Source organism: Flammeovirga yaeyamensis (genome assembly GCF_018736045.1).
GTDB classification, from domain to species: Bacteria; Bacteroidota; Bacteroidia; order Cytophagales; family Flammeovirgaceae; genus Flammeovirga; species Flammeovirga yaeyamensis.
Genome location: NZ_CP076132.1, coordinates 2,310,084 through 2,334,240 on the forward strand (window position 1 = coordinate 2,310,084; position 24,157 = coordinate 2,334,240).

General features: G+C 34.4%; 20 protein-coding genes. 6 read left to right on the top strand and 14 right to left on the bottom strand.

Annotated elements, in window-relative coordinates; translation table 11 throughout:
* Positions 1–54: 54 nt before the first annotated feature.
* Together KMW28_RS08970 and KMW28_RS08975 are read right to left on the bottom strand one after the other, a co-directional pair.
* Positions 55–426, bottom strand: coding sequence for a YraN family protein (locus tag KMW28_RS08970; RefSeq protein WP_169664517.1), 372 nt, complete (start codon positions 424–426; stop codon positions 55–57).
* Complete coding sequence (locus KMW28_RS08975) at positions 413–1,519, bottom strand: transporter substrate-binding domain-containing protein (RefSeq protein WP_066208107.1); 1,107 nt, start codon at positions 1,517–1,519, stop codon at positions 413–415. The genes KMW28_RS08970 and KMW28_RS08975 overlap by 14 nt, the downstream gene beginning before the upstream one ends.
* Positions 1,520–1,854: 335 nt before the next feature.
* Between KMW28_RS08975 and KMW28_RS08980 the strand changes: the two genes are divergently transcribed.
* From KMW28_RS08980 to KMW28_RS09000, 5 genes are all read left to right on the top strand, one after another.
* Positions 1,855–4,638: a 2-oxoglutarate dehydrogenase E1 component gene (locus tag KMW28_RS08980; RefSeq protein WP_169664516.1), complete on the top strand. Its 2,784-nt coding sequence runs from the start codon at positions 1,855–1,857 to the stop codon at positions 4,636–4,638.
* A gap of 30 nt (positions 4,639–4,668) precedes the next feature.
* Entirely contained in the window at positions 4,669–5,106 is a 438-nt protein-coding gene (locus KMW28_RS08985) for a GNAT family N-acetyltransferase (protein ID WP_169664515.1), read from the top strand.
* 48 nt (positions 5,107–5,154) lie between these two features.
* Positions 5,155–6,687: a 2-oxoglutarate dehydrogenase complex dihydrolipoyllysine-residue succinyltransferase gene (gene odhB / locus KMW28_RS08990; protein ID WP_169664514.1), complete on the top strand. Its 1,533-nt coding sequence runs from the start codon at positions 5,155–5,157 to the stop codon at positions 6,685–6,687.
* A gap of 125 nt (positions 6,688–6,812) precedes the next feature.
* Positions 6,813–8,207, top strand: coding sequence for a dihydrolipoyl dehydrogenase (gene lpdA / locus KMW28_RS08995; RefSeq protein WP_066208099.1), 1,395 nt, complete (start codon positions 6,813–6,815; stop codon positions 8,205–8,207).
* Between the two features lie 433 nt (positions 8,208–8,640).
* On the top strand, positions 8,641–9,894 hold the full coding sequence (locus tag KMW28_RS09000; protein ID WP_169664513.1) for a BamA/TamA family outer membrane protein: 1,254 nt from the start codon (positions 8,641–8,643) through the stop codon (positions 9,892–9,894).
* Between the two features lie 78 nt (positions 9,895–9,972).
* Here the strand turns inward: KMW28_RS09000 and KMW28_RS09005 are convergent, their stop codons facing one another.
* The 6 genes from KMW28_RS09005 to KMW28_RS09030 form a co-directional block, all read right to left on the bottom strand.
* Positions 9,973–12,348 (bottom strand): hypothetical protein, encoded by a 2,376-nt coding sequence (locus tag KMW28_RS09005; RefSeq protein ID WP_169664512.1) that lies wholly within the window; start codon positions 12,346–12,348, stop codon positions 9,973–9,975.
* A gap of 148 nt (positions 12,349–12,496) precedes the next feature.
* Positions 12,497–13,219 carry a hypothetical protein gene (locus KMW28_RS09010; protein ID WP_169664511.1) on the bottom strand — a complete coding sequence of 241 codons (723 nt, stop codon included), beginning with the start codon at positions 13,217–13,219 and terminating at the stop codon, positions 12,497–12,499.
* A 209-nt stretch (positions 13,220–13,428) separates the two neighbouring features.
* Positions 13,429–13,767 (bottom strand): preprotein translocase subunit SecG, encoded by a 339-nt coding sequence (gene secG / locus KMW28_RS09015; RefSeq protein WP_169664510.1) that lies wholly within the window; start codon positions 13,765–13,767, stop codon positions 13,429–13,431.
* A gap of 25 nt (positions 13,768–13,792) precedes the next feature.
* Positions 13,793–15,226, bottom strand: coding sequence for a hypothetical protein (locus KMW28_RS09020; RefSeq protein WP_169664509.1), 1,434 nt, complete (start codon positions 15,224–15,226; stop codon positions 13,793–13,795).
* Positions 15,227–15,310: 84 nt separating this feature from the next.
* Complete coding sequence (gene lptE, locus KMW28_RS09025) at positions 15,311–15,838, bottom strand: LPS assembly lipoprotein LptE (RefSeq protein ID WP_169664508.1); 528 nt, start codon at positions 15,836–15,838, stop codon at positions 15,311–15,313.
* Complete coding sequence (locus KMW28_RS09030; RefSeq protein ID WP_169664507.1) at positions 15,831–17,153, bottom strand: sigma-54 interaction domain-containing protein; 1,323 nt, start codon at positions 17,151–17,153, stop codon at positions 15,831–15,833. Before KMW28_RS09030 ends, lptE begins: the two co-directional genes overlap by 8 nt.
* Before the next feature lie 267 nt (positions 17,154–17,420).
* Here KMW28_RS09030 and KMW28_RS09035 point away from each other — a divergent pair, with 267 nt between their 5' ends.
* A complete protein-coding gene (locus tag KMW28_RS09035) occupies positions 17,421–17,657 on the top strand; it encodes a hypothetical protein (RefSeq protein WP_158297606.1) in 237 nt (78 codons plus the stop codon).
* Between the two features lie 68 nt (positions 17,658–17,725).
* On the opposite strand, the gene eno is transcribed toward KMW28_RS09035, so the two are convergent.
* The 6 genes from eno to KMW28_RS09065 all read right to left on the bottom strand — a co-directional run bounded on the left by eno (position 17,726) and on the right by KMW28_RS09065 (position 24,109).
* Positions 17,726–18,997: a phosphopyruvate hydratase gene (eno, locus tag KMW28_RS09040; protein ID WP_169664506.1), complete on the bottom strand. Its 1,272-nt coding sequence runs from the start codon at positions 18,995–18,997 to the stop codon at positions 17,726–17,728.
* Positions 18,998–19,132: 135 nt separating this feature from the next.
* Positions 19,133–20,218, bottom strand: coding sequence for a J domain-containing protein (locus KMW28_RS28655; RefSeq protein WP_169664505.1), 1,086 nt, complete (start codon positions 20,216–20,218; stop codon positions 19,133–19,135).
* A 284-nt stretch (positions 20,219–20,502) separates the two neighbouring features.
* Positions 20,503–21,219 (bottom strand): dipeptidase PepE, encoded by a 717-nt coding sequence (pepE, locus tag KMW28_RS09050; protein WP_205958190.1) that lies wholly within the window; start codon positions 21,217–21,219, stop codon positions 20,503–20,505.
* A gap of 21 nt (positions 21,220–21,240) precedes the next feature.
* Positions 21,241–21,732, bottom strand: a complete 492-nt coding sequence (locus tag KMW28_RS09055; protein ID WP_169664504.1) for an ABC transporter ATPase — start codon at positions 21,730–21,732, stop codon at positions 21,241–21,243.
* A gap of 197 nt (positions 21,733–21,929) precedes the next feature.
* Entirely contained in the window at positions 21,930–22,730 is an 801-nt protein-coding gene (locus tag KMW28_RS09060; RefSeq protein ID WP_066208076.1) for a (Fe-S)-binding protein, read from the bottom strand.
* A gap of 11 nt (positions 22,731–22,741) precedes the next feature.
* On the bottom strand, positions 22,742–24,109 hold the full coding sequence (locus tag KMW28_RS09065) for a (Fe-S)-binding protein (RefSeq protein WP_317171252.1): 1,368 nt from the start codon (positions 24,107–24,109) through the stop codon (positions 22,742–22,744).
* Positions 24,110–24,157 lie beyond the last annotated feature (48 nt).

The following is a 24,157-nucleotide window of genomic DNA, read 5'->3' on the forward strand; positions in this document are numbered from 1 at the left end:
ATTCAAAATCACAAGATTTTACTCTCCCTTTGAAAAGAGGGAGAGTTTTTTCGTTTAATAAAAAGCATCGGTAAAATGTCTGACAGAATATTCTCCATTATTTAAAATAACACTAATTACATCATATCTAACTAAAGGAAGAAAATCCAATTTGTTAAACTCCATGTAATTTACTGCTGCATTTATAATGTTTCTTTCTTGCTGCTTGCTTAAATGCTGTTCGGGCATTCCAAAAGATAAATTGGTCCTTGTCTTTACTTCAACAAATACTAGAAACCGATTCTTTTTACAGATAATATCAATTTCGTTTCTACCTGATCTGAAGTTTTTTCTTAGAATCGTATAGCCTTTGTTTTTTAAATAATCGTAAGCAATGTCTTCACCTTTTGTTCCTAGTTCTTGTTTTTGTGTTTTATTTGATGTCATCCATATTGTATTTTATGAGAAGTCGATGCCAAGAGTCTTTATCAATGTTATCGACTATTTCGGCGTTAATTTTCTTGTAAGATTTACTATTTCGAGGCATAAAGAATGAATAGTAATTTTGTTTGAAATTGGATGGTAAAATATCGAATCGTTCTTCGTTTCCGCTTTCTTTAATTACGTAACGCATAATTGGTTTGTCGTGCATAAAAGCAGCAACCTCTCCGTTTTCTAATGCCAATAATCCTTCTTCAGGAGTGGTGAATGTTAGTGGTTTTATTTGATGTTTTAATAGGTAGCTTTCAGCTCCAGAATGTGCTGTTACTCCTATATTTCCTTTCATTCTTCTTAAATCTTCAACCGTATTAATCTTTCCTTCTAATTGATTTAAAGTTAGAGTTGAAGTAATTGTTGCCGTAAAACTTGATATCAAACTGATAGCAATAAACATCCAAACCATAGAAATTGCTCTCCCTAAGGTTGTTTTTGGAGTTTTATCACCGTATCCAACTGTAGTGATGGTAACCGTCGACCACCAAATTCCATCCATAATACCTTCGATGCCATCTCTGAAATCTTTAGCATTGTATTTCTTTTCTACCCACCACACCAATGTTCCAAAGAGGAAAACAATTACAATTAATGTGAAAAATAGCTTCATAAAACCTATGGAGAAAAGGTTAGAGAAGAAAATTGTTATTTCGTCTTGCTTATTTTTTTTCACTACAACACCAAGGGATGTTGTCATAAAAGGGTAGGTAACATCTAACTGACGAATTCTTGTGCTACTCACAGGCATTGGATTCGCAGAAATATCAATTTGTTTTCTAGAAAGTGCCAAGATTAAACCGGGCATATGTTCATATTCCACAAATTCATAAACTAAATGCATATCTTCTGCAACCATATGCCAAAGATCTATACTTAACCCATAGAAAGTGCCGTCCACACCTTTTATAACAAAGGGAGGGTCATGTCTCACGCCAACTCGTAAAATTTTGTTTTTAACGATTTTATCTCTCGATGATAAGTTAGATTGAGCAAATGAAATAATTGAAATACTTAATAAAAAAGAAAGCAGAAGGAGTCTCTTCATTCAATAGTAGATTTTCAGATTGGTTACAATTCCGTTCATAAAGATAAAAAAGTATTAATAATAAAAAATTTTATCAGTTAATTATTATGGGTTAATCTTTGATATTTTATATCTAGTCGATCATTTTATTGAATTTGATAAATGTATAAATAACTGATAATAAATTATTTACAATTATTAAATCATGTAAATATCACAATTATTAATTTCTTAGTTATAAATCTATCGGATAGGAAGATAATCATAAGTATTCGTGTAGTTGTATATTCAAATATACGGAATCAAATACTTTTATTATGTTTGTTGTGAGCAAGTAATCAACCTCACTCAAACACATGGACAAATATTCCTACATAGCGAATGCTCATGGTGATTACATCGAGCAGATGTATGAGTCATTTAAGCAAGACCCAAGCTCCGTAGATGAGTCTTGGAAGAGATTTTTTGAGGGTTTCGAATTTTCTTTGGAAAAATTCGGAGAGAACCCCGAACTAGACACAAACACTACAAGTAATGGTCAGGCGAGACCATCTTCTGGATCAATTTCAGAAGAAATGCTTCAAAAAGAAGTTGGAGTTCGTCAATTAATCAATGCATACAGATCTAGGGCACACTTAGTATCTGATACCAACCCGGTAAGAAAGAGAAAAGACCGTAAAGCAAGATTAGATTTAGAGGACTTTGGTTTATCTATTGCTGATTTGAACACGGTATTTTCAGCAGGTTCATACTTGGGAATGGGTAGTGCGAAATTATCTGATATTCTAGATAGATTAAAGAAAATCTACTACGGATATATCGGATTCGAATTCATGTCTATCAGAGAGCCTGAAGTTCTATCATGGATTCAAGAAAAAATTGAACACGAATACCCTGGTCACGAGTTTTCTCATGAGGACAAGAGAAGAATCTTGAGTAAACTGAACGAAGCAGTAGTATTCGAAAACTTTCTTCACACTAAATTTGTTGGTCAAAAACGTTTCTCACTAGAAGGTGGTGAATCAACAATTGCTGGTTTAGATACAGCTATCTTTACTGGTGCTGATTTAGGCGTTGAAGAAGTAGTGATTGGTATGGCACACCGTGGTCGTTTGAACGTACTTACCAACATCATGGGTAAAACTTATGATGAAGTATTTAACGAGTTCGAAGGACAAGCAGTGCCGGACGAAACAATGGGAGACGGTGATGTGAAATATCACTTAGGTTTCTCATCTCAAATTGAAACACATAATGGAAAGAAAGTTCGTTTGGATTTATCACCAAACCCTTCTCACTTAGAGGCTGTTGATCCAGTTGTTCTTGGTGTAGTAAGAGCGAAGGTGGATTCGATTTACGAAAAAGATTCAAAACGTATTCTTCCTATCTTAATACATGGTGATGCTGCTATCGCAGGTCAGGGTATTGTTTATGAAACAGTACAAATGTCGAACCTTGCAGGTTATGATGTAGGTGGTACAATCCACTTTGTGATTAACAACCAAGTAGGTTTTACTACTGACTTTGATGATGCACGTTCATCTATCTATTGTACAGACGTTTCTCAGTTGATTGAATCTCCAGTACTTCACGTAAATGGTGATCACCCTGAAGAAGTAGCTTATGCTATGAAATTAGCGGTTGAGTTCCGTCAACGTTACAATAGAGACATTTTTGTGGATATGGTATGTTACCGTCGTCATGGTCACAACGAATCTGACGAACCAAAATTCACACAACCGAAGTTGTATAACATTATTGCTAAGCACCAAAATCCTCGTGAGATCTACATCAAGAAATTGGTAGAACAAGGAGAAGTAAATGCTCAATTAGCAAAACAAATGGATAAGGAATTCCGTCGTCTACTTCAAGATCGTTTGAATGATGTACGTCAGAATCCACTTCCTTATAGACCTCAAGAATTAGAGATTCAATGGAAACAATTGAAGAGAGGTCATGGTGATGATTTTGATAACTCACCAGATACATCTATTTCTGCAACTACTGTAGAAGCTGTAGGTCATGCTTTGACAACTGTACCTGATGGATTTAAGCCTTTGAAGCAAATTGATAAATTGATTGCTGAAAGAAAAGAAATGTTCTTTGATAAAAAGGTATTCAACTGGGCAGCTGCAGAACTTATGGCTTATGGTTCGATCTTATTGGATAACAAGATCGTTCGTATTACAGGTCAAGATGTTCAAAGAGGTACTTTCTCTCACCGTCATGCTGTATTGAATGATGCAGAGACGAACGAGAAATATAGTTCTCTGGATAACATTGGTAAACTTCAAGCACCTTTCTATATCTACAACTCTTTACTTTCGGAGTATGGTGTTCTTGGTTTTGAGTACGGTTATGCAATGGCTAACCCAAGTGCTTTAACAATTTGGGAAGCACAGTTTGGTGATTTCTCAAATGGTGCTCAAACAATGATCGACCAATTCATTACTTCAGGAGAAAGTAAGTGGGGTAGATCAAATGGTTTAATAATGTTACTTCCTCACGGCTATGAAGGTCAAGGACCTGAGCACTCGAATGCTCGTCCGGAAAGATACCTTCAGTTAGCTGCTGAATACAATATTGTATTGGGTAATTTTACTACTCCAGCCAACTTCTTCCATGCGATTAGAAGACAGTTAACTTGGGACTTTAGAAAGCCATTAATTGTCATGACTCCTAAGTCAATGCTTCGTCACCCTAAGTGTATTTCTCCTGTTGAGGACTTCACAAAAGGAAAATTTGAAGAAGTTTATGATGATGCTTCAATAAAAGATCCTAAAAAAGTAGAGAAAGTGTTACTTTGCACCGGGAAAATCTATTATGACCTTCTTGAGAAGCAAGAAAAGGAAAATAGACAGGATGTTGCAATTGTTCGTGTAGAACAATTACACCCATTCCCAGAAAAGAAAGTTAACGATATTCTTAGTAAATATTCGAAGCATACCTCGTTGAAATGGGTTCAAGAAGAACCTGTGAACATGGGTTATTGGACGTATATTTTGAGAGCCTACAGAAACGAAGAGCAATTGATTAAGATGAGATTAGTATCTCGTAAACCAAGTGCATCTCCTGCAACTGGCTTCCCTAAAGTTCATAAGAGGGAGACAGACAGAATCGTTACTGCAGCTTTCGAATAAGAAAGAACCTATTTAATTATAAAATTGATCATGAACATTATCAAAGAAGTAGCATTTGATTCTCCGGAATACCTTAAAGCAGTTGAATTACGTGATGAGGTTTTAAGAAAACCTTTAGGGTTAGAATTTTCTAAAGAGGAATTATCTGAAGAGTTCGATAGCCATCATTTTGTGGCAATGAACGATGAAGATGAGGTGGTTGCTTGCTTAGTTTTAAAACCAATCTCTCCTCAGGAAGTTAAAATGCGTCAGGTAGCCGTAAAGGATACACAAAGAGGAAAGAATCTAGGTTCTTTGATGGTGCAATTCTCTGAAGTATTCGCTATGGATAATGGATATGAACTGTTGACAGTTCATGCTAGAGAAGTAGCAAAAGGATTCTATGAAAAATTAGAATATACTGTAGAAGGTGATCAATTTGAAGAAGTGGGAATACCTCACTTCAAGTTTATCAAAAAATTAGTCTAGAACTATCGTGATGGGGGATATTCCTCCATCACCCAAAATAATAAAACTATGAGCTTACAAATGACCGTTCCAGCTGTCGGTGAATCGATCACTGAAGTAACCGTTGCAAAATGGTTGGTAGAAGACGGCGACACTGTAGAACTAGATGATGTTCTATGTGAACTAGAATCAGACAAAGCAACTTTCGAATTAGTAGCAGAAGCAGATGGCGTCATCAAGATCGCTGATACTGCACAAGAAGATGCTGTTTTAGAGATTGGTGCATTACTTTGTACTATTGAGGAAGGTGAAGGTGCTCCAAAAGCTGCTGCAGCTGCAGAAGCGGCTCCTGCTTCAACAGATGCTCCAAAAGCAACTGGCGAAGTATTGGATATGGTAGTACCTACAGTGGGTGAGTCTATTTCAGAAGTAACTATTGCGACTTGGGCAAAAGAAGATGGCGATTTTGTAGAATTGGATGATCTTCTTTGTGAAATCGAGTCAGACAAAGCAACTTTTGAATTAACAGCTGAAGGACAAGGTATTCTAAGAGTTATTGCTCAAGAGGGTGATACATTAGAAATCGGTGCTCCAATTTGTAAGATTGAAATTATGGAAGGTACTGCTCCTTCTGAGGCTTCATCAGAAGCGGCTCCTGCAGCAGCAGCTCCAACAGCAGCTGTATCTGGAAACGATACCTATGCAACAGGTCATGCATCGCCAGCAGCAGCGAAAATTTTAGCAGAAAAAGGGATCGATCCTTCAACAGTTAAAGGAACTGGCGTTGATGGTCGTATCACTAAAGAGGATGCTGAGAAAGCACAAAAATCAGCTCCTGCTCCTAAGAAAGCAGCGGCATCGAAAGAAGCAGCTCCAGCAGCACCAACTGCTGCTCCAGGCGAAAGAGTTCAAAGAAGAGAGAAAATGACTGCTCTTCGTAAGACAGTTTCTCGTCGTTTAGTTTCTGTGAAGAACGAAACGGCAATGTTGACTACATTCAATGAAGTCGACATGAAACCTGTAATGGATCTTCGTAAGAAGTACAAGGAGATGTTTAAGGACAAGCACGAAATCGGATTAGGTTTTATGTCGTTCTTTACAAAAGCAGTAACTGTAGCACTTAAAGAGTGGCCTGCAGTAAATGCATACATTGATGGTAATGAGTTAGTATATAACGATTACTGTGATGTCTCGATTGCCGTATCAGCACCTAAAGGTCTTGTAGTTCCTGTCATTAGAAATGCAGAGTCTTTAAGTCTTGCAAATATTGAAAAAGAGGTAAGACGTTTAGCGTTAAAAGCTAGAGATAACAAATTGACAATTCCAGAAATGGAAGGAGGTACATTTACTATTACAAATGGTGGTGTATTTGGTTCGATGTTATCAACGCCAATCATCAACGCTCCTCAATCAGCTATTTTGGGTATGCACAACATTGTGGAACGTCCAGTAGCAATCAACGGAGAAGTTCACATTCGTCCAATCATGTATGTGGCATTATCATATGATCACAGAATTATTGATGGTCGTGAGTCTGTTAGCTTCTTGAAGAGAGTCAAAGAGTTATTAGAAGATCCAATTAGACTATTATTGGATGTTTAATCAATAGACATTTTATCAAAAGGACTACACATTGTTGTAGTCCTCTCTTAAATTTTACACAACAAACATTTGAATCTTCTTAGCTTACTATTAAGATTCTTAAAAATACCTTTTATAGGAAAGTTATGACATACGACTTAACAGTTATCGGTTCCGGTCCTGGCGGTTATATTGCTGCAATTAGAGCAGCCCAATTAGGAATGAAAGTAGCGTTAATTGAAAAATACAATACTTTAGGAGGAACATGTTTAAATGTTGGATGTATTCCATCAAAAGCGCTTTTAGATTCGTCTGAATTGTATCATCAAGCTGTTCACCGTTTTGCTGATCATGGTCTTGAAGTAGAGACACCAAAGATTGATTTTGGTAAAATGATCGCTCGAAAAGGTGAGGTAGTAAAGCAAACTACAGATGGTATCGGCTTTTTGATGAAAAAAAATAAAATTGAGGTTTACCAAGGTTTCGGTTCTTTTGTTGATAAGAACACAATCAAAATCGATGGTGAAGAATCAAAAGTAATCAACTCAAAAAAGACAATTATTGCTACAGGTTCTAAGCCAGTGATGTTACCATTTATCGAATTCGATAAGAAGAGAGTGATTACTTCTACAGAAGCTTTAGAGCTAAAAGAAATTCCTAAGCACCTTATCGTGATCGGTGGTGGTGTAATTGGTCTTGAATTAGGTTCTGTATATGCTCGTTTAGGCGCTGAAGTAACAGTAGTTGAATACGCAGATTCTCTTATCCCAACTATGGATGTAGCCATGGGTAAAGAAATGCAAAGAGTATTAAAGAAAGAAGGATTCAAATTTAACTTAAAAACTAAAGTTGAATCTGTAAAAGTGGAAGGTGAAGAAGTAGTTGTGAAAGCTACGGATAAGAAAGGCAAAGAAGTAGAAATTAAAGGTGATTATTGCTTAGTTTCTATTGGTCGTCGTCCTTACACTGATAAATTAAACTTTGAAGAAATCGGTGGTAAACTTGATGCGAAAGGTAGAATTGAAGTAAATGAAAACCTTGAGACTGCTGTAGAAGGAATCTATGCAATCGGTGATGTGATCAAAGGAGCAATGTTGGCTCACAAAGCTGAAGAAGAAGGTGTATTCGTAGCAGAACACATCAATGGTCAAAAACCACATATCAATTATAAATTGATTCCAGGTGTTGTATACACATGGCCTGAGGTAGCTTCTGTAGGTTATACAGAGCAAGAATTGAAAGAATCAAAGAGAGCTTATAAAGCGGGTTCATTCCCATTCAGAGCATCAGGTAGAGCAAGAGCATCTATGGATATCGATGGATTGGTAAAAGTACTTGCTGATAAGGAAACGGACGAAATCTTAGGTATGCACATCATCGGACCACGTGCTGCAGATATGATTTCTGAAGGGGTTGTTGCAATGGAATACAGAGCGTCTGCAGAAGATATTTCTAGAATGTCTCATGCTCACCCTACTTATTCTGAGGCTATCAAGGAAGCTTGTTTAGCAGCTACAGGAGATAGAGCATTAAATATGTAATTATCAAACGAAGAATATATCTGATCTATTCAGACAAAAGGTCGCCATTTGGCGGCCTTTTTTTATGTCTCACTTTTTCTCGTTCATAGAATTTCATTCAATGTCATAAACATAAATTGAATGAAAGAATATTAAAATATCTAATTCAGGTTGTTTGAGTAGCCAATAAATATACTTTTGATAGAATAGAATGTTGAATATGACCTATATTAATTCAAAAAGGTTAAATAAAATCAGTGTTATTTTCTTTTTGGTCAAAAACAATTTTTTGATGTGAAGGAAATGACAAAATAGATAAAAGAGGAAATTTTTAAATGTTAAAAGCTAAAAACAACCTTACTATCTCACTAAATGTAATCATTAATTCAACACTCTGTCAGGTGTTTTATAACACTCCAAATTTACTTAATTACAATTAACTACTTGATCGAAAATGAGAAGAGTAACTACAACGATCTTACTAAGTTTATTATCGTTTTGTGTTTTAGCAAATGGTATTAACGACAATGAAACGAAAAAAGAAAAGAAAAAGGATGAGGAAGTGAAGCAGGGGCAATTGTACATGGCACCATTGCCTGTATTAGCATCAAACCCAGCTTTTGGATTTATTTATGGATTTGCTGCATCAGGTGGTATGTTCTTGGGAGATCCTAGTACTACGAAAATGTCAAGTGCTTTAGTTACGGCGACATATTCTACTAAAAAACAATTGATGTTCACCATTAAATCAAATGCTTATTCAGCAAATAATGAGTGGTTCTTCCAAGGTGACTGGAGATTATTTTATTCTTCACAGCCTACATATGGTTTAGGTACAGGTCCTCAATCAGATATCTTAGTAACTGAAGATGGAGGTTTCAAATTAGGTGATTATAAAGATGGTGTTCATGAAGGAGAACTAATGGAATTTGATCTTGTAAGATTCCATCAAACAGCCTTAAAGCAAATTAAACCAAATGTATATTTAGGTTTAGGATACCACTTGGATATGTATTCTAATATTAATGATCAATTACTTGATTTGGAAAGCGATCCTCAAGTAATCACAAACCATTATGCTTATAGCCAAATTCATGGTTTTGATCACGAAGGTTATACAACATCAGGTGTGTCATTAAACGCGGTTTATGATAGTAGAGATAATGTAGCAAACCCTTACACAGGTCGTTTCCTTAATGCACAGTTTAGATATATGCCTACTTGGTTAGGTAGTGATCAGACGGCTTCAACATTATGGTTGGAATATAGAGACTACTTCAGTCTTTCTAAAAAGAACCCAAGAAATGTATTGGCAATTTGGACGTATGGTAACTTCCATACATCAGGTAACTTACCCTATATGGCATTGCCATCTTTAGGATGGGATCAAATGGGACGTTCCGGTAGAGCATTCCCTCAAGGTCGTTTTAGAGGTAATGATATTTTCTATTCTGAGATCGAATGGAGAATTCCAGTGCCAATCATTCAAAGAAATAAAGATTTGTTAGGAGCAGTAGTTTTTGCTAACTGTACAACAGTATCGTCACACGATTTGAACGTACAATTATTTGATCATTTAAAAGCAGCAGTCGGTGTGGGTGCTAGAGTAATGATTAATAAGAGATCAAGAACCAACTTAGCATTAGATTATGGTTGGGGTTCAGATGGTGCAGGAGCGTTTTACTTGAGCTTAAACGAATACTTCTAACCAAGAGAATACTTAAGCAAAGATGTTAGATTTCTAAAAACGATAAACCCCGATAGTTTTACTACCGGGGTTTTGTTCTTATAGACTTTTGATCTCTTTTAATGTTACAATAACAGGTTCATTGCCAAATCTATTTTCATCTTCTCTTTTCTTGAAACCGTTAAACCAAATCCATTTATTATCCTTTTTAAATATGCCAGCAATTGACTTATAAGGCTGATCTGATTCATGTATTACGGCATGTCCTATTAATGGATCAGGTAGTAGTTTTTCATCTACTTTAACAATACCAATTTGAATTTTTGCCTCAATTTTTTCGGAAAATAAATTAAACAATAAAACTTCAATGCCATCAAATTTATACAGACCATTCAAAGTGATTTCATTGATGTCTTTCATATATATCTTTTCAATTTTTAAAGGTGTATCTTCTTTAAAAAAATAATCTGCTGAAAAACTTACAATAGCATCAGCTAATTGAGGATTACTTACAAATAGATTCTCATTTTTTATAAATTCATTTGTATTAACATCATTATAATATTGATCATAATCTTTAAAATCAGTACTCTCAAATAATTGTGTAATTAACTTTTTCTTATCCTCAAAGAGCAAATTATCATTTTCAGTTTCTATATTATACTCTTGTAATTTTTCAGTATACCATTTGCTATCATATAATTTTATTACCTTCTCGAAACCTTTATAGATTTCATCAGAAGAACCATCTAGAATTCGTCTAAGCCAGAAACCACTTGCTACTTGTGGACTATAATAAGTGTTTGATCGTTTTTCTGGTCCTAATGGATGTTCATATCCTTTGATATTAGAATAATACTCTTGTAAATAATCAGAAGCTTTTACATTCTTATCTACTGTAAAATGATAATATTCTTGTGCTTGTATAATGGGCGAAAACCTTTGAATAGATAAATATGACTCGACACTTAGTCTAAAGTATCTTTTCATGGTTAAATGATAGATTTCTTGATAAGTAAACTGATCTAATAGATCATTAGGGTTTGGAATTAAATTGGAGTGTATCCACTTTATAGGCTCTGGGTTTACAGTGGTAAATGGAAGCTCTTTATTAGGTTGTTGTATATTAGTTCCTAAAAAATTATGTGTCCATTCATTATAATATCTTTCATTTTCCGATTGATATTTAAAACACTCCACAGCCTTAAGATATCTTAGAATCCCTTTATAAAAATCAGAGTGTCGTAATAAGTTATTATGTCCTTGATAATAAGTAGTTAGATAGTTTTGATTATATTTTTCTAAACTACTTGCATTTTCAATTTCATCATAATAGAAAGATTGATTTAATACCTGATCGTACAAGAAATTTAGATTTTCTTTAGGGAAAGTATCAGGAGCTCCCAACCAATTTTCATATTCAAATTTTTTGTCAAGATTGCTGTTTTGGAAATTGTATTCTGATAATTTTTGAATATACCATTCGTAGTCGAACTCTTTGGCGATAGATGAAAATAGATCAAATATAGCCTTATCATTTTGAGTAATATGACGCCTTACCCAAAAAGTAACAGACTGATCCATTGTAGAATGAACAGAAAAAGTATTTTTAGTGTAATATTCTTCATGAGGTTCATTAATTAGTCGAATATACCAATCATAATAATTTTCCTTGTTTGATAAAACAGATTCTTCATAAGAGGCACTTAACTTTGGTAAATTATAGAAATTAGCAATTAGGTACCCTTCAGTATAAAGTCTTATAAATCTTTTTGCTAGAACATCATAATATTCTTGATAGGTATGGTTACCTAACTGTTTATTTTTATCAGGAATAATGTTTTCTTTTGCCCAAATGAAAGCCGTATTATTATAACGTTTAATTATACCATCATTATAAAATAGTTGAAAACCAGTAAAATATTCACAAATGGAGTTTATGTCATCAAATTCATTATAAAGATCTTTATTGTTTTTTCTTTTTAGTTTTACAAAACTATGAATTGATTTATTCAGAAAGTCACTTAAATATAAAGTATTTAAGCCTCCGATAAACTCTTTGTTGACATTCCCTTCATACTCAATTGAATTGATATCTTCATCACTTGAGTAAAAATTAGAAACACCATAAATCAACATTATTTTATAAATGTAGTCTAGATCATCATGATTTGCTATCTCTAGTCCCATATCAAATTCATGATTTTCAATAACAAGGTTAGTGTCGTTACTTTCTGCAATAAATAGAGGTTCTTCCTCAAAGTGTTTAGTAAATAGATTATAAACTACCGTATCGTAGTTTATAATTGGATTAGGATAGAATATTTCTACTAAAAATAGAATGATAAGTGGACTCGAAAGAGAAAGTAATATTCTTAATGTTTTTTGTTTCCAGCTTAATTTTCTAAAAAGTGTGTGAACAGCATACATTGGAGGTAAAAAAACTCCATAAAGTAGTTCTATTAGTTTGTTCATGAGTAATTGGCTTTAATCGAAGAATAAATAAGAAAAAATTGTAATACTTTCTAACTAAAAATGTATTACAATTTTAATGAAAATAATTTCCAAAAAAAAGACTCAATAACATTATTGCTATTGAGTCTTATAATTTTAATATTGTTATCTATTTATCAGTGCATAACTGATCATAAACATAAACATGCTCTGCAAAGTCTTTCCATTGGAATTTATCGCCTGCATAATATTTACCAAATACCTCTGGACATTTTGTGAAGATTACTTTTTGACCTTCTTTTTTATATTTTTTCTTTTCGATTAAAATCGCTCTATTTGATCCTGTATCAGTAACTAGATAAGACTTATCAATGCCTCCTGTTACTTTTACGCCAGCTACGCCTAAACCACCTGTTTGCTTCGCATTAGGGTCTTTATACACTTTCACTACATGATCAAAACCAGGGTTCAATAATTGCATTAAAGCAAATTTATTTTTCTTACCAGGTAGGAGGGCTTGTTCATAATAAACATATTCTTGATCGACTACATCTTCGAAATTTCTTCCCGCTAATTCTTTTATAGACCCAGCAGTCATTGATTGTTCAAATTTGAAAAACTCTTTAGGTTTAACTCCTAATTGTTTAATATCTGCAGCTTTGAACTTCATTTTAGTTCCATCAGCAGTTTTAATTGATACAGATTTCAGTACATTATTCGTTAATGATGCAGCAGTAATTTTACCTGTAATTTTTGAACCGTCATTTTTAATAACATAGGCTTCTTTTGATTGCACCATTCCGTTTACAGATAAAGTGGGGACAAATGATTGTGCGAAACTAAACGTTGTAAAAAACAACGCTAGTAGAGTGATTATACTAGCTTTTTTCATTTTGTATATTTGTTAAAATTTGTAAGATTTAAATGTAATAACGGAAATAAATTAAGCTAGTTTAGATCTTGAGGGGGTAAAATGTTTTTAAATCTTAATAATGTGATTTAAAATCAAAAAATAATAAAACAGTTGAACCTTTTCCTTTTTGTATAGGCACAAAAAAAGCCATTCCTTAAGGAATGGCTTCATTTCATTTCTTCTCTTTATTACTCTGCTGGAGCTTCCGCTGGAGCTTCAGGTTGAGTTTCAGGAAGTGTAGGAACTGTCATTTCAGTTGCATTCTCTACACTTGTAGAAGTCTTTACGTTTGCTGAGTCGCCATTTGAGATAAACATGTTTACGCCAATCGACAATACAGCTAAAGAAATTGCTAACACCCAAGTAGCGTTTTCAATCCAGCTTGATGCTCTTCTTGCACCCATCATAGAGCTACTTGCCGCGCCCATATCTCCTGTAAATCCACCACCTTTAGAGTCTTGTGCTAATACTAATAAGATTAGAAGCACACAAACAATACCGATAAGGATTATAAAAAATGTCATCATTGTATTGTGAAATTAATGCTTTATATTAATTCTGTTTTAAGAATTCAATTCGTTCTGCAAAGAAACTAGCTTTATTTGGATTTTTCAAGATTAGATGTTGATAAATTGAGATTGCATCCTCTTTTTTTCCTTGTCTTTCCAATAATTTAGCATAACTCTCTGTTTGAGGAGTAGAAAATCCGTCTAAATCGACCTCAGTTAGATCAATTTGATCTTCCGGTACATCTTGGTCGTCTACATTTTTTTGTGTTAATGTAGGTGAACTATCGATGAAGTGGTTGATGATATCCTTTTGATGATCCTTTTCAGAAACTTCAACGGGATCAAATTGTGAGAACTCGACGATATTGTCAACGTTCAATTCTTCTATATTTTGAAGATAATCTTCATCTTTTATAGTTTCATCATAAGAGGCAGTATCATAACTCGGGAAGTTGTATTCTTCAATGCCCTCATCAAAAAACTGAGTTTCTACATTTTCTTCCTCTGATAAATCAGTAAGTGTTTTTGTATCTTCGTTTTCTTTTTCTTCCTCGGTTAAACCACTAACAATTTCTTCTTCCGATTGGTTTTTCGTTTGAAGATATCCATTAAAACGGTTCATCATTTCCTCTTCACTGATCAAATTAGATTCTTCATCATCACTTTGACCCTCTTCGTTTACTATTTGAGTAGGTTCTTCTGTTTGAACATCCTCTTCTGTCAAATCAATTTCGTTGATCACATCAGATATAAGATCATCTTCCTCATCTTCTGCAACTTCTATTGAGTTTTCAGTAATAGGTTCTTCTTCTTCAACTTCTTCATTTTCTGATGTTGTATCAGGCTCTAGTGTTTGACCTGCTTGCATGGCCGCTAACTCTGCTAGAATTTGATCCGCAACACTTGTTTCAACAGGTTCTACTTGATCTAATTCTGGTTCTGCATTTTCGAGGTCATTTAAAATTTGAGATGCTACATTGTCTTCAATAGAAGATTCTTCCCCTTGATCTTCTTCTTGAGTTTCATCAGCTGTTCCAAATTCATCAATAATTTGATGCTCTTCAAAAATACCCTCTGTTGGATTTGTGTCTTCTTCTTGATCATTACTACTGTTCGAATCAATTTCATCTTCGACAGTTAGATCATTTTCTTCTTCTAATAGATCTTCTGACTTTTCGTTCATCAAAATGTCTAGCGTTTGATGATCATCTGATTGAAATTCTATTCCATCTGTATTTGGTAGATTGATATCAGCATCAAAAGAGGTGTCTAAATAAGATTGTAGAGAAGGGCGATGTGCTACATATGCAGCAGCTTTTTTTACATATTCTGCCTTTCCTTCTTCAGCTTTAGCTAATAGAACGTAAAGAGCTGAAAAATAGGGATATTTCTCAATAGCGGCTTTAATATCATCTATTTCTCTATAAGTAACCGATTGCGGGTTCTTAAGTAATATTTCAATTTGAGGTAGTTCCACAGTTAAAGAAAAAAATAATGTAGTGATGGGGGATAAATAAAAAAGGATATGAATGTACACATCCATATCCAAATATACAGTTTTTTACCAATCTGCTAATGCTTTTTGGAAAGTATCGTAAATAATCTGTTCAAAAATCACATCAATTGCTTCTGTTTCTACTTGTTGAACCGTTTGGTTCCCTGAAAAGTCGTAGAAAAATGAAAACCCTTGATCAAAACTTTTTTCATCATCGTAGTTATTAATGAAATTCGTTTTTACTGTGATAGTCAAACGTTGTTGTTGCGTTTGTTGAGTTTCTCCACCACCAGGCGATACAGGAGTGACTCTATAACCTGTAATTGCACCACTAAATTCTATATCACCTTTCTGACCTTGTTCTGCAGGTAAAAGAGAAGTGTTTCTCAAAATATATTGAGTGAAATCATCGGTGAATTGAAAGGCCATAGTTGCAGGACCATCTCCAGCTTCATTGGTGTAAGGCTCAATCGAAAATGTTTTGATATTTGGATCGATATTAACACCAGAAAAAGTAAATTTTACTCCAGCACAACCCGATAAAACGAGTGTTGATAATAGGAATAAATATTTAATGAAGTTGTTTTTATTCATCAAGTTCATATTGTTTGATCTTTCTATACAATGTACGTTCAGAGATACCTAAATCTTGTGCAGCGTACTTTCTTTTATTATTGTTTTTCTGAAGAGCTTTGATAATCAGCTCCTTTTCTTTCTTTTCTATTGATAACGACTCTTCCTCTTCCTCAACTTCAACCATGTTATCAATGTCATACGTATTATTTTGATAATCATCATCATTTGTAATGATAATCGGTTGGTTCTCTTGGGGTGGTCTTGTAGTAGGAGTATAGTTTACAGGAGACGTATTTTGGCGAACTGCCAAAGAAGTTTCTGTAGGGGTGCTTTTTGATGCTGCCGGCTGATCTTCCATCACCCCACTAAATAATTGGGGGTTTTCCTGGATAACACTGTTGATGTTCGTATTTCCTTTTGCCAATTGAAGTACAATCTTCTTCAGATCGGTCATATCCTGACGCATATCAAAAAGTACTTTGTATAGGAGGTCTCTTTCATTTAAACCTTTATCATCACTTTCCAAAACAGCCAATTGATTACTTGTTGAAGGTAAGTATTTCAACATAGTCTGTTTTTCGACAACCCTATCCAACTCCAATGCAGACATTTGCTCTGCTAGATTTTTAAGTTGTCTGATATTTCCTGGGAAAGGGAAGTTGATTAAAATCTGCTTAGATTCTGCCGTTAAACTTAATGGTTGAACATGGTATTGTTCTGCAAAATCGGTGGCAAACTTTCTAAATAAAAGCTCAATATCATTTCCTCTTTCTCTTAAAGGAGGAACTTGAATGGGAACTGTATTTAAACGATAATATAAATCCTCTCTAAATTTTCCTTTTTGAACATTCTTTAGCAAATTGACATTGGTAGCGGCAACTACTCGAACATCAGTTTTCATCACTTTAGAAGATCCAACACGAATAAACTCTTTATTTTCTAGAACACGAAGTAATCTAGCTTGTGTTTCTACAGGCATTTCTCCAATTTCATCAAGAAATATGGTTCCTCCATCAGTGACTTCAAAATAACCTTTTCTAGCCTCGTTTGCTCCCGTGAAAGATCCTTTTTCATGTCCAAATAATTCTGAATCAATTGTACCTTCAGGAATTGCTCCACAGTTAATGGCAATAAATTTACCGTGTTTCCTCGCACTTAATTGATGAATGATTTTTGAGAATGATTCCTTACCTGAACCACTTTCACCTGTAATCATAACAGTTAAGTCTGTTGCGGCTACTTGGGTGGCTACTTGTATAGCATGATTTAGGCTAGGTGCGTTACCTATAATTCCGAATCGTTGTTTGATTGATAGTATTTCTCTATTCTCCATTATTAATTTCTGAATTTAAAGGAATTCTCAAGGATGACTAAATGTCATGACAAAATTACAATAATATATTGGTAATGAAAATAGAATGGTTTATTTATGATTAGAAAACTTCATTATTGAATTTTTCACAAGGGATGTTAAACTAATTTAATAGGGAGTGAAAATTCGCTAGAATTTAGATTTACGATTCTATATTTGTGTCGGAAATGAGATAACCAATTTATTTTTACCTGGTTAAATAACTGTCTTTTATTAACTGTATTAATTATGTCAATCGAACTTAGATCATCAAAACTTCTGGTAGCATTGTGTCTAAACAAAGGGAAGTCAATGCAACAGATTTCGAAATTATTAGGTTTATCACTTTGTTCTTACGATTTGAACAAGATTGTGGAGAAACTGAAAGCTGAAGGAATGCTAACAAATGTAGACGTTAGCCCTAAAGGAATATTTGCAGAACCTACGGATCTTGCAATGGAAAGAGTAGATACATTAGCCGCTTAATAGCTTATGACAAGAAATATACTACTATAGAAAATGCCGATGATTTTTAAGTCATCGGCATTTCTTTTTTAATCCCATCTATATTCAGCTCGTTCTCCTAATTCATGTTCAATTTCAAGGAGTCGATTGTATTTTGCTATTCGCTCCCCTCTACAAGCAGAACCTGTTTTGAGATGTCCGCCATCCATAGCAACAGCAAAATCTGCTAAGAATGTATCTTCAGTTTCTCCTGATCGATGGGATAGGAAGTATCTCCAACCGGCATCTCTACACATTCGAACAGCTTCTATACTCTCTGTTACTGTCCCTATTTGGTTCAATTTAATTAAACAGGAATTCGCTAAATTCTTTTTGATACCGTCTTTTATGTATTTCGTGTTGGTCACAAAGATATCATCGCCAACTACTTCAATCTTATCACCATATTTTTTAGTGAATTTTTTGAATCCTTTATAGTCTTTTTCGGCCAGTGGATCTTCCCATAATATAATTGGGTATTTGTCAAGCCATTCTCCTGCTAGGTCGATAATTTCATCTGAGGTCATTTTACCTTTTCCTGACCAAATCAAATTGTAATTGTCTTTTAGATTGGTACAAAATGAATTGGCAGCGTTGTCTACAGCTATTGAAAGATCTTTCCCTGGCTTATAACCTGCCTTTTTGATTCCTTCAATAATTAATTCAATGGCAGCTTCATTACTTTCACAGTCGGGAGCAAAACCACCTTCATCACCTACACTTGTGGCAAGTTTTCTCTTTTTTAGAATACCTTTTAGTGAGTGGAAGGTTTCTGCGACATATCTTAAACCTTCTGCAAAAGTAGGAGCACCATGAGGGACAAGCATAAATTCTTGAAAATCTACACTGTTATCAGCATGTTCACCACCATTAAGGATGTTCATGCAAGGAACTGGAATTCTTACAGCGTTAGTTCCTCCAAGATATTGGTATAATGGAAGGTTCAATGATTTGGCTGCAGCTTTAGCAACGGCCATAGATACTCCAAGAATTGCATTAGCACCAAGCTTTGATTTATTTTCAGTGCCGTCGAGTTCGATCATGCTGTAATCAATGTCTTTTTGTTTGGTGGCATCCATTCCGATAAGTGCATTAGCGATAGTGGTATTGACATTGTTGACAGCTTTTAGTACTCCTTTGCCTCCATAGCGCTTTTTATTGTCTCTTAGTTCTAGTGCTTCATTTTGTCCTGTAGATGCTCCAGAGGGTACACTAGCATAGGCTTTAGTGCCATCTAAAAGTTCAACATAAACACGTAGGGTGGGATTGCCTCTTGAGTCTAAAATCTCGAGAGCATAGATTTCGTCAATTATAGTTTCCATTGAGTTATTAATTATTGAGTTAATAGTCTGAATATAAATAACTTTAGTTGGAATTAATAACTTGAAAGGATGAAATTATTATTAATGATAGAAAAGAACGTTTTGTAAAAATATGTAGTCAATTGAAGTAGTTTACTAGTTACCACAATGTCTTTGTACTTGGTATCTAGCTTCTTGAGAACCCATTTTAGCAGCTTTCTCCCATAAAAGGCAAGCTTTATTGGTGTTTTTGTTACTTAGGAAATAATTCCAACCCATATAATAGTTGGCTTCCTTTTTAAAATCAGGGTTGAACAATAAAAGCTCAAAATTATCTTCGGCAGCATTATATTGTCCGGAACGTTGATATGCTATTCCTAAACTTAAAATAGATCGATTTTCATAACCCAAAACATTTTTCGCTTTTTTTAAAGCATTGATAGCTTCTTGATAGTTTAAATTAAGTTCTGAGTAAGTGACTCCTAACCAATAATATACTTGTTTGTTTTTGTTATTGTATGAAATTGATTTCTCTAAATAATCAACTGCCTTATTCCCTAATTTTCTTTGATAGTAGGCAATACCTAAATAGAGATATGCTTGAGAAACAATATTTTTAGGTTCCTCATTTATCATATATAATCTGGGCTCTATTAAATCAATAGCTTCATTACTTTGGTTGAGTTGGACGTATAAACCAGCCTCAATAATATCTGCAAGAAGAGGAGATTCTAAATGATATAAGGCATCGATATTACCTTTAACCGCATTAAAATCTTTCAATTCAAGGTTTGTTGTTGCATCTTCAAAGGTAGATGCAGCCAGTTTACTCTGGCGTTGAACGAAAAAAGAGATCATCCCACCAACTACTAAGGTAAATACACCTACAGTAAAAGGAACGAAAAACTTTTTACTTTTTTTCTCCTTAGCTTTTTCTTTAAGAATCTCTTCTTTTACTTCAGATTTTCTTTGTGTTCGAATTTCTTCCTCAGCCACCTCTGTTGGAGTAGGGGTATTCGAAAATGTAGTGAACGAAGTTAAGCCATGATCATAGTGAAATTTCTTACTATCATCACTCAAGGTCTCATAGGCTTCGTTGACCTCTTTAAATTTTTCACCTAATTCTTCATCATTACCATGAAGATCAGGATGATATTTTTTTGCTAGTGTTAAGTAGGCTTTTTTTATCTGTCGCTTATCAGCTCGTTGATCTATACCTAAAATATCGTAGTAATTTCGCATCTAACGTTTTATCTAATTATTCGATTGGGTTAAAATAGGTCTATTTGATAAGAAGTAAATGGATTCAAATTTGAAGAAATCCACTATTAATTCATGCAAAAATACAATTTTTTAATTTAATCTATCATTTGATGAAAGATTATTTGATCAATTAAATAATGATGAATCAATGTATTAAAAATGAGACTGTTTTATAAATGATAAATTCTCCATAGCTCTAGGTCTAAAGATATTATCAACTTCTTATAAAACAGTCTCAGATTTATTTTAATAATCGAATGATTTTATTTCAATAGGAATGAAAAATCATCAGAAGGATTCAACTCATATGGAGTCTTGTCTTTTTCGAAAATACGAGCGGATAGGGGGCCTTCAAGCGAGATTTTGTTGTCTTGAACATGTAGCCAAGAACCCTCTCTTAAACCTACAACTACTTGATTATTATAAGCATGGAATTCTTTGATTCTAGTTTCTCTAGTTTCTCCCATGTGTTTGGAAGTTGGATCCGGATCTAAATAATGAGGATTCAAATTAAATGGAACTAAGGCCAGTGCATTCAATGACTCAGGGTGAACAATAGGCATGTCGTTCGTTGTATTTACAGTTAAGCCAGTAATATTAGAACCTGCACTTGTACCCATATAACGCAACCCTTTTGATACCTTTTTCTGAATGGCTGGAATCAAATTATTTTTCTGCAATTGATCTAGCAATACAAATGTATTTCCGCCTCCTGTAAAGATACCTTTAGCATTTTCAATCGCTTCAATAGGGTTGTCAAATTCATGAAGACCTCTCATTTTGAAACCTAATTCATTAAATTTCTTACAGGCTACTTCTGTATATTCCTCATGAGTAATTCCACCTGGACGTGCGTATGGAATAAAAATCACTTCTTCAATTCCACTGAAAAAAGATTGAATGGCTTCTTCACAATACGCCAAGTATCCTTTACCGTGTACAGTAGAGGTACTCACGATTAATAAATTTTTAATACTCATTTTTAATATATTGATAATGGTTTATGCTGATACAAAGAATCGTTTTAACCAAGATTGATCAGCATTTTTGATCCAGTTTTTTCTGAATTCTCCAAGATTATTTACAGTGTTGTCGTAAATAGGAGTAGTTGGTTGTATCACGTTATCTCCAATAAGACTTTTGGCTTGATTCATCGTGAATATTTTGATGCTATCTCCTGTATCATAAGCCACATTTGTTCTTTCAAATAAAGATAAACCAAACGCTTCTTCAAAATGTCGGATAAGACCAACACATTTATCGATAGAACAACCTGATGCAGCAGAACTTTCTTCATCTACAGCAATCACAATAAATAAATCTTTTACGATTTCAAAGCTACTTTGTAGATCACTTCCATGGGCATTCCACGTAGAAGTGAATTGTTTAAGAGCTTCTGAAATTTGACTTTTTTCATTGTCAGTAAATGTTCTATTTGATTGGTATATCCAAAGTCTAGAACTGTCGGAAAGGTTTGATATTGGTGTGTACATAATATAAATTTTATGCAATATAGATTCAAAAAATGAAAAAAATAATAATCACAGTTCAACACATGTGAAATACGTAACTTAAAAACAGAGAAAGAAAATATTTTGTTTAGTAATCCTACTATTTCATCAAATGATAAATAAAAAACGAGACCATTAAGATGATCTCGTTTTAATATCCGATTGAAAAAAATAGTGATTTATAGTCCTTTTGATTCTGCAACTAATTCAGCAATATCAAGTACTTGGACTTCTTTTTCTTTTTCTTTGTTTTTTACTCCATCACTTAGCATCGTCATACAGAAAGGACAGCCTGCAGCAATTACTTTTGCTTTAGTATCCAAGGCCTCTTCCGTACGTTCAATATTGATGTCTTTATTGCCTTCTTCAGGTTCTTTGAACATCTGAGATCCACCTGCACCACAACATAACCCATTTGTTTTGCAGCGTTTCATCTCTACTAAATCTGCATCTAATGCTTGAATAACACTTCTTGGTGCTTCGTATACATCATTTGCTCTACCCAAATAACATGAATCGTGGAAGGTGATTTTCTTTCCTTTATAAACACCACCATCTTCCAACTTTAATCTTCCCTCATTAATTAAGGATTGAAGGAATTGAGAGTGATGCATGACATCATAATTACCACCCAAAGCAGGGTATTCGTTTTTGATCGTGTTAAAACAGTGAGGACAAGCTGTAACAATCTTTTTGATTTCGTATCCATTCAGTACCTCAATGTTTTGCATTGCTTGCATTTGAAAAAGGAATTCGTTTCCGGCTCTCCTTGCAGGATCACCAGTACAACTTTCTTCCGGACCAAGAACAGCAAAGTTTACATTTACTTCGTTTAATATTTTTACAAAGGCAGTAATTACCCTTTTATATCTATCGTCATAAGACCCTGCACATCCTACCCAAAACAATACTTCTGGGTGATTGCCTTCGGCCACCATTTCGGCCATTGTAGGGACTTTTAAGAAATTATTTTCAGCCATGTGTGTTTAGATTAAGCGTCTTGTTTTTGTTTTTGTGTTTTTTCGACCTGTCTTAGGTCTTCGCCCCATTTGAAACGGTCGCTAGCAGCAAATGCCCATGGAGCTTGGTTGTTTTCTATGTTTTGGAATACCATATTCCATTCTTGTGGTGTTCCAGACTCTTCCATTGCAACATATCTTCTCATTTCCAAGATAATGTTTAATGGATCGATATTAATTGGACAAGCTTCAGCACAAGCATTACAACTCGTACAGGCCATCAATTCTTCTTTTGAGATAAAGTCATTGTACAACATTTTACCATCATCTTCGAACTTACCTCCATTGGCATCCATGTTTTTGCCTACTTCATCTGCTCGGTCTCTTACATCCATCATCACTTTACGTGGTGAAAGTTTCTTTCCTGTAATGTTTGCAGGACATTGAGAAGTACAACGTCCACATTCAGTACAAGAGTAGGCATTCATGATGTTTCTCCATGATAGATCTTGAACGTCTTTGGCACCGAACGTAGGCATTTCTTCAGAATCACCATTATCAGCATTCTCCACAGGCATACCTAACATGATTTTTACCTCATTGGTCACAGACTCCATATTTTCCATTTTTCCCTTTGGAGATAACCTTGCAAAATAAGTATTTGGGAAGGCCAAGAAAATATGAAGGTGCTTAGAGTAAGTTACGTATACTGCAAAGGCAAAAATACCAAGAATATGTACCCACCATGCACTTCTTTCGACAGCCACTAATGCTGTTTCTGGTAAAGCACTAAAAAGAGGAACTAAATATTGGGAAACTAAAAATGCTCCAACTTGAGGATAATGATCGTTGCCTAATGCTTGTAAAGCTGCATCAGATGCATTCATAGATAACAACATACTCATTAAAATTACTTCTGCATACAGAATATAGTTAGCATCTCTGTATGGCCATCCTTTCATTTCCTTCATATGAAAACGAGGAATTCTTAAAGCATTTCTACGGATTAAGAAAATCAAACATGAAACTGTCACCAAAACAGCCATTGCTTCGAAGAAACTTGCTAAAAAGTAATAAGTACCTTGCGGTATAACGTTAGAGAATATTCTATGCTGACCAGTAACACCATCAAGTACAATCTCTAAAACTTCGATATTGATTAATAGAAATCCAGCATAAACTGCAAAGTGAAGCAAACCAACGATAGGGCGGTCAAACATCTTTTGTTGACCAAACGCCAAACGCATCATGTTACCAAATCGCTTTCCTTTATCTTCTTGGTCTTCGATGCCTTTACCTAAATTGATATTTCTGTATATGAATCTCGCTCGTTTGGATACTAAAAAACCTGTATATCCGATTGCGGCGACAAAAAGAAGTTGTTGCACAATCTGCATCATAGTGTTGTATTTTATGTGTTTAATGTTACCTGTATAACTTTATGTGTA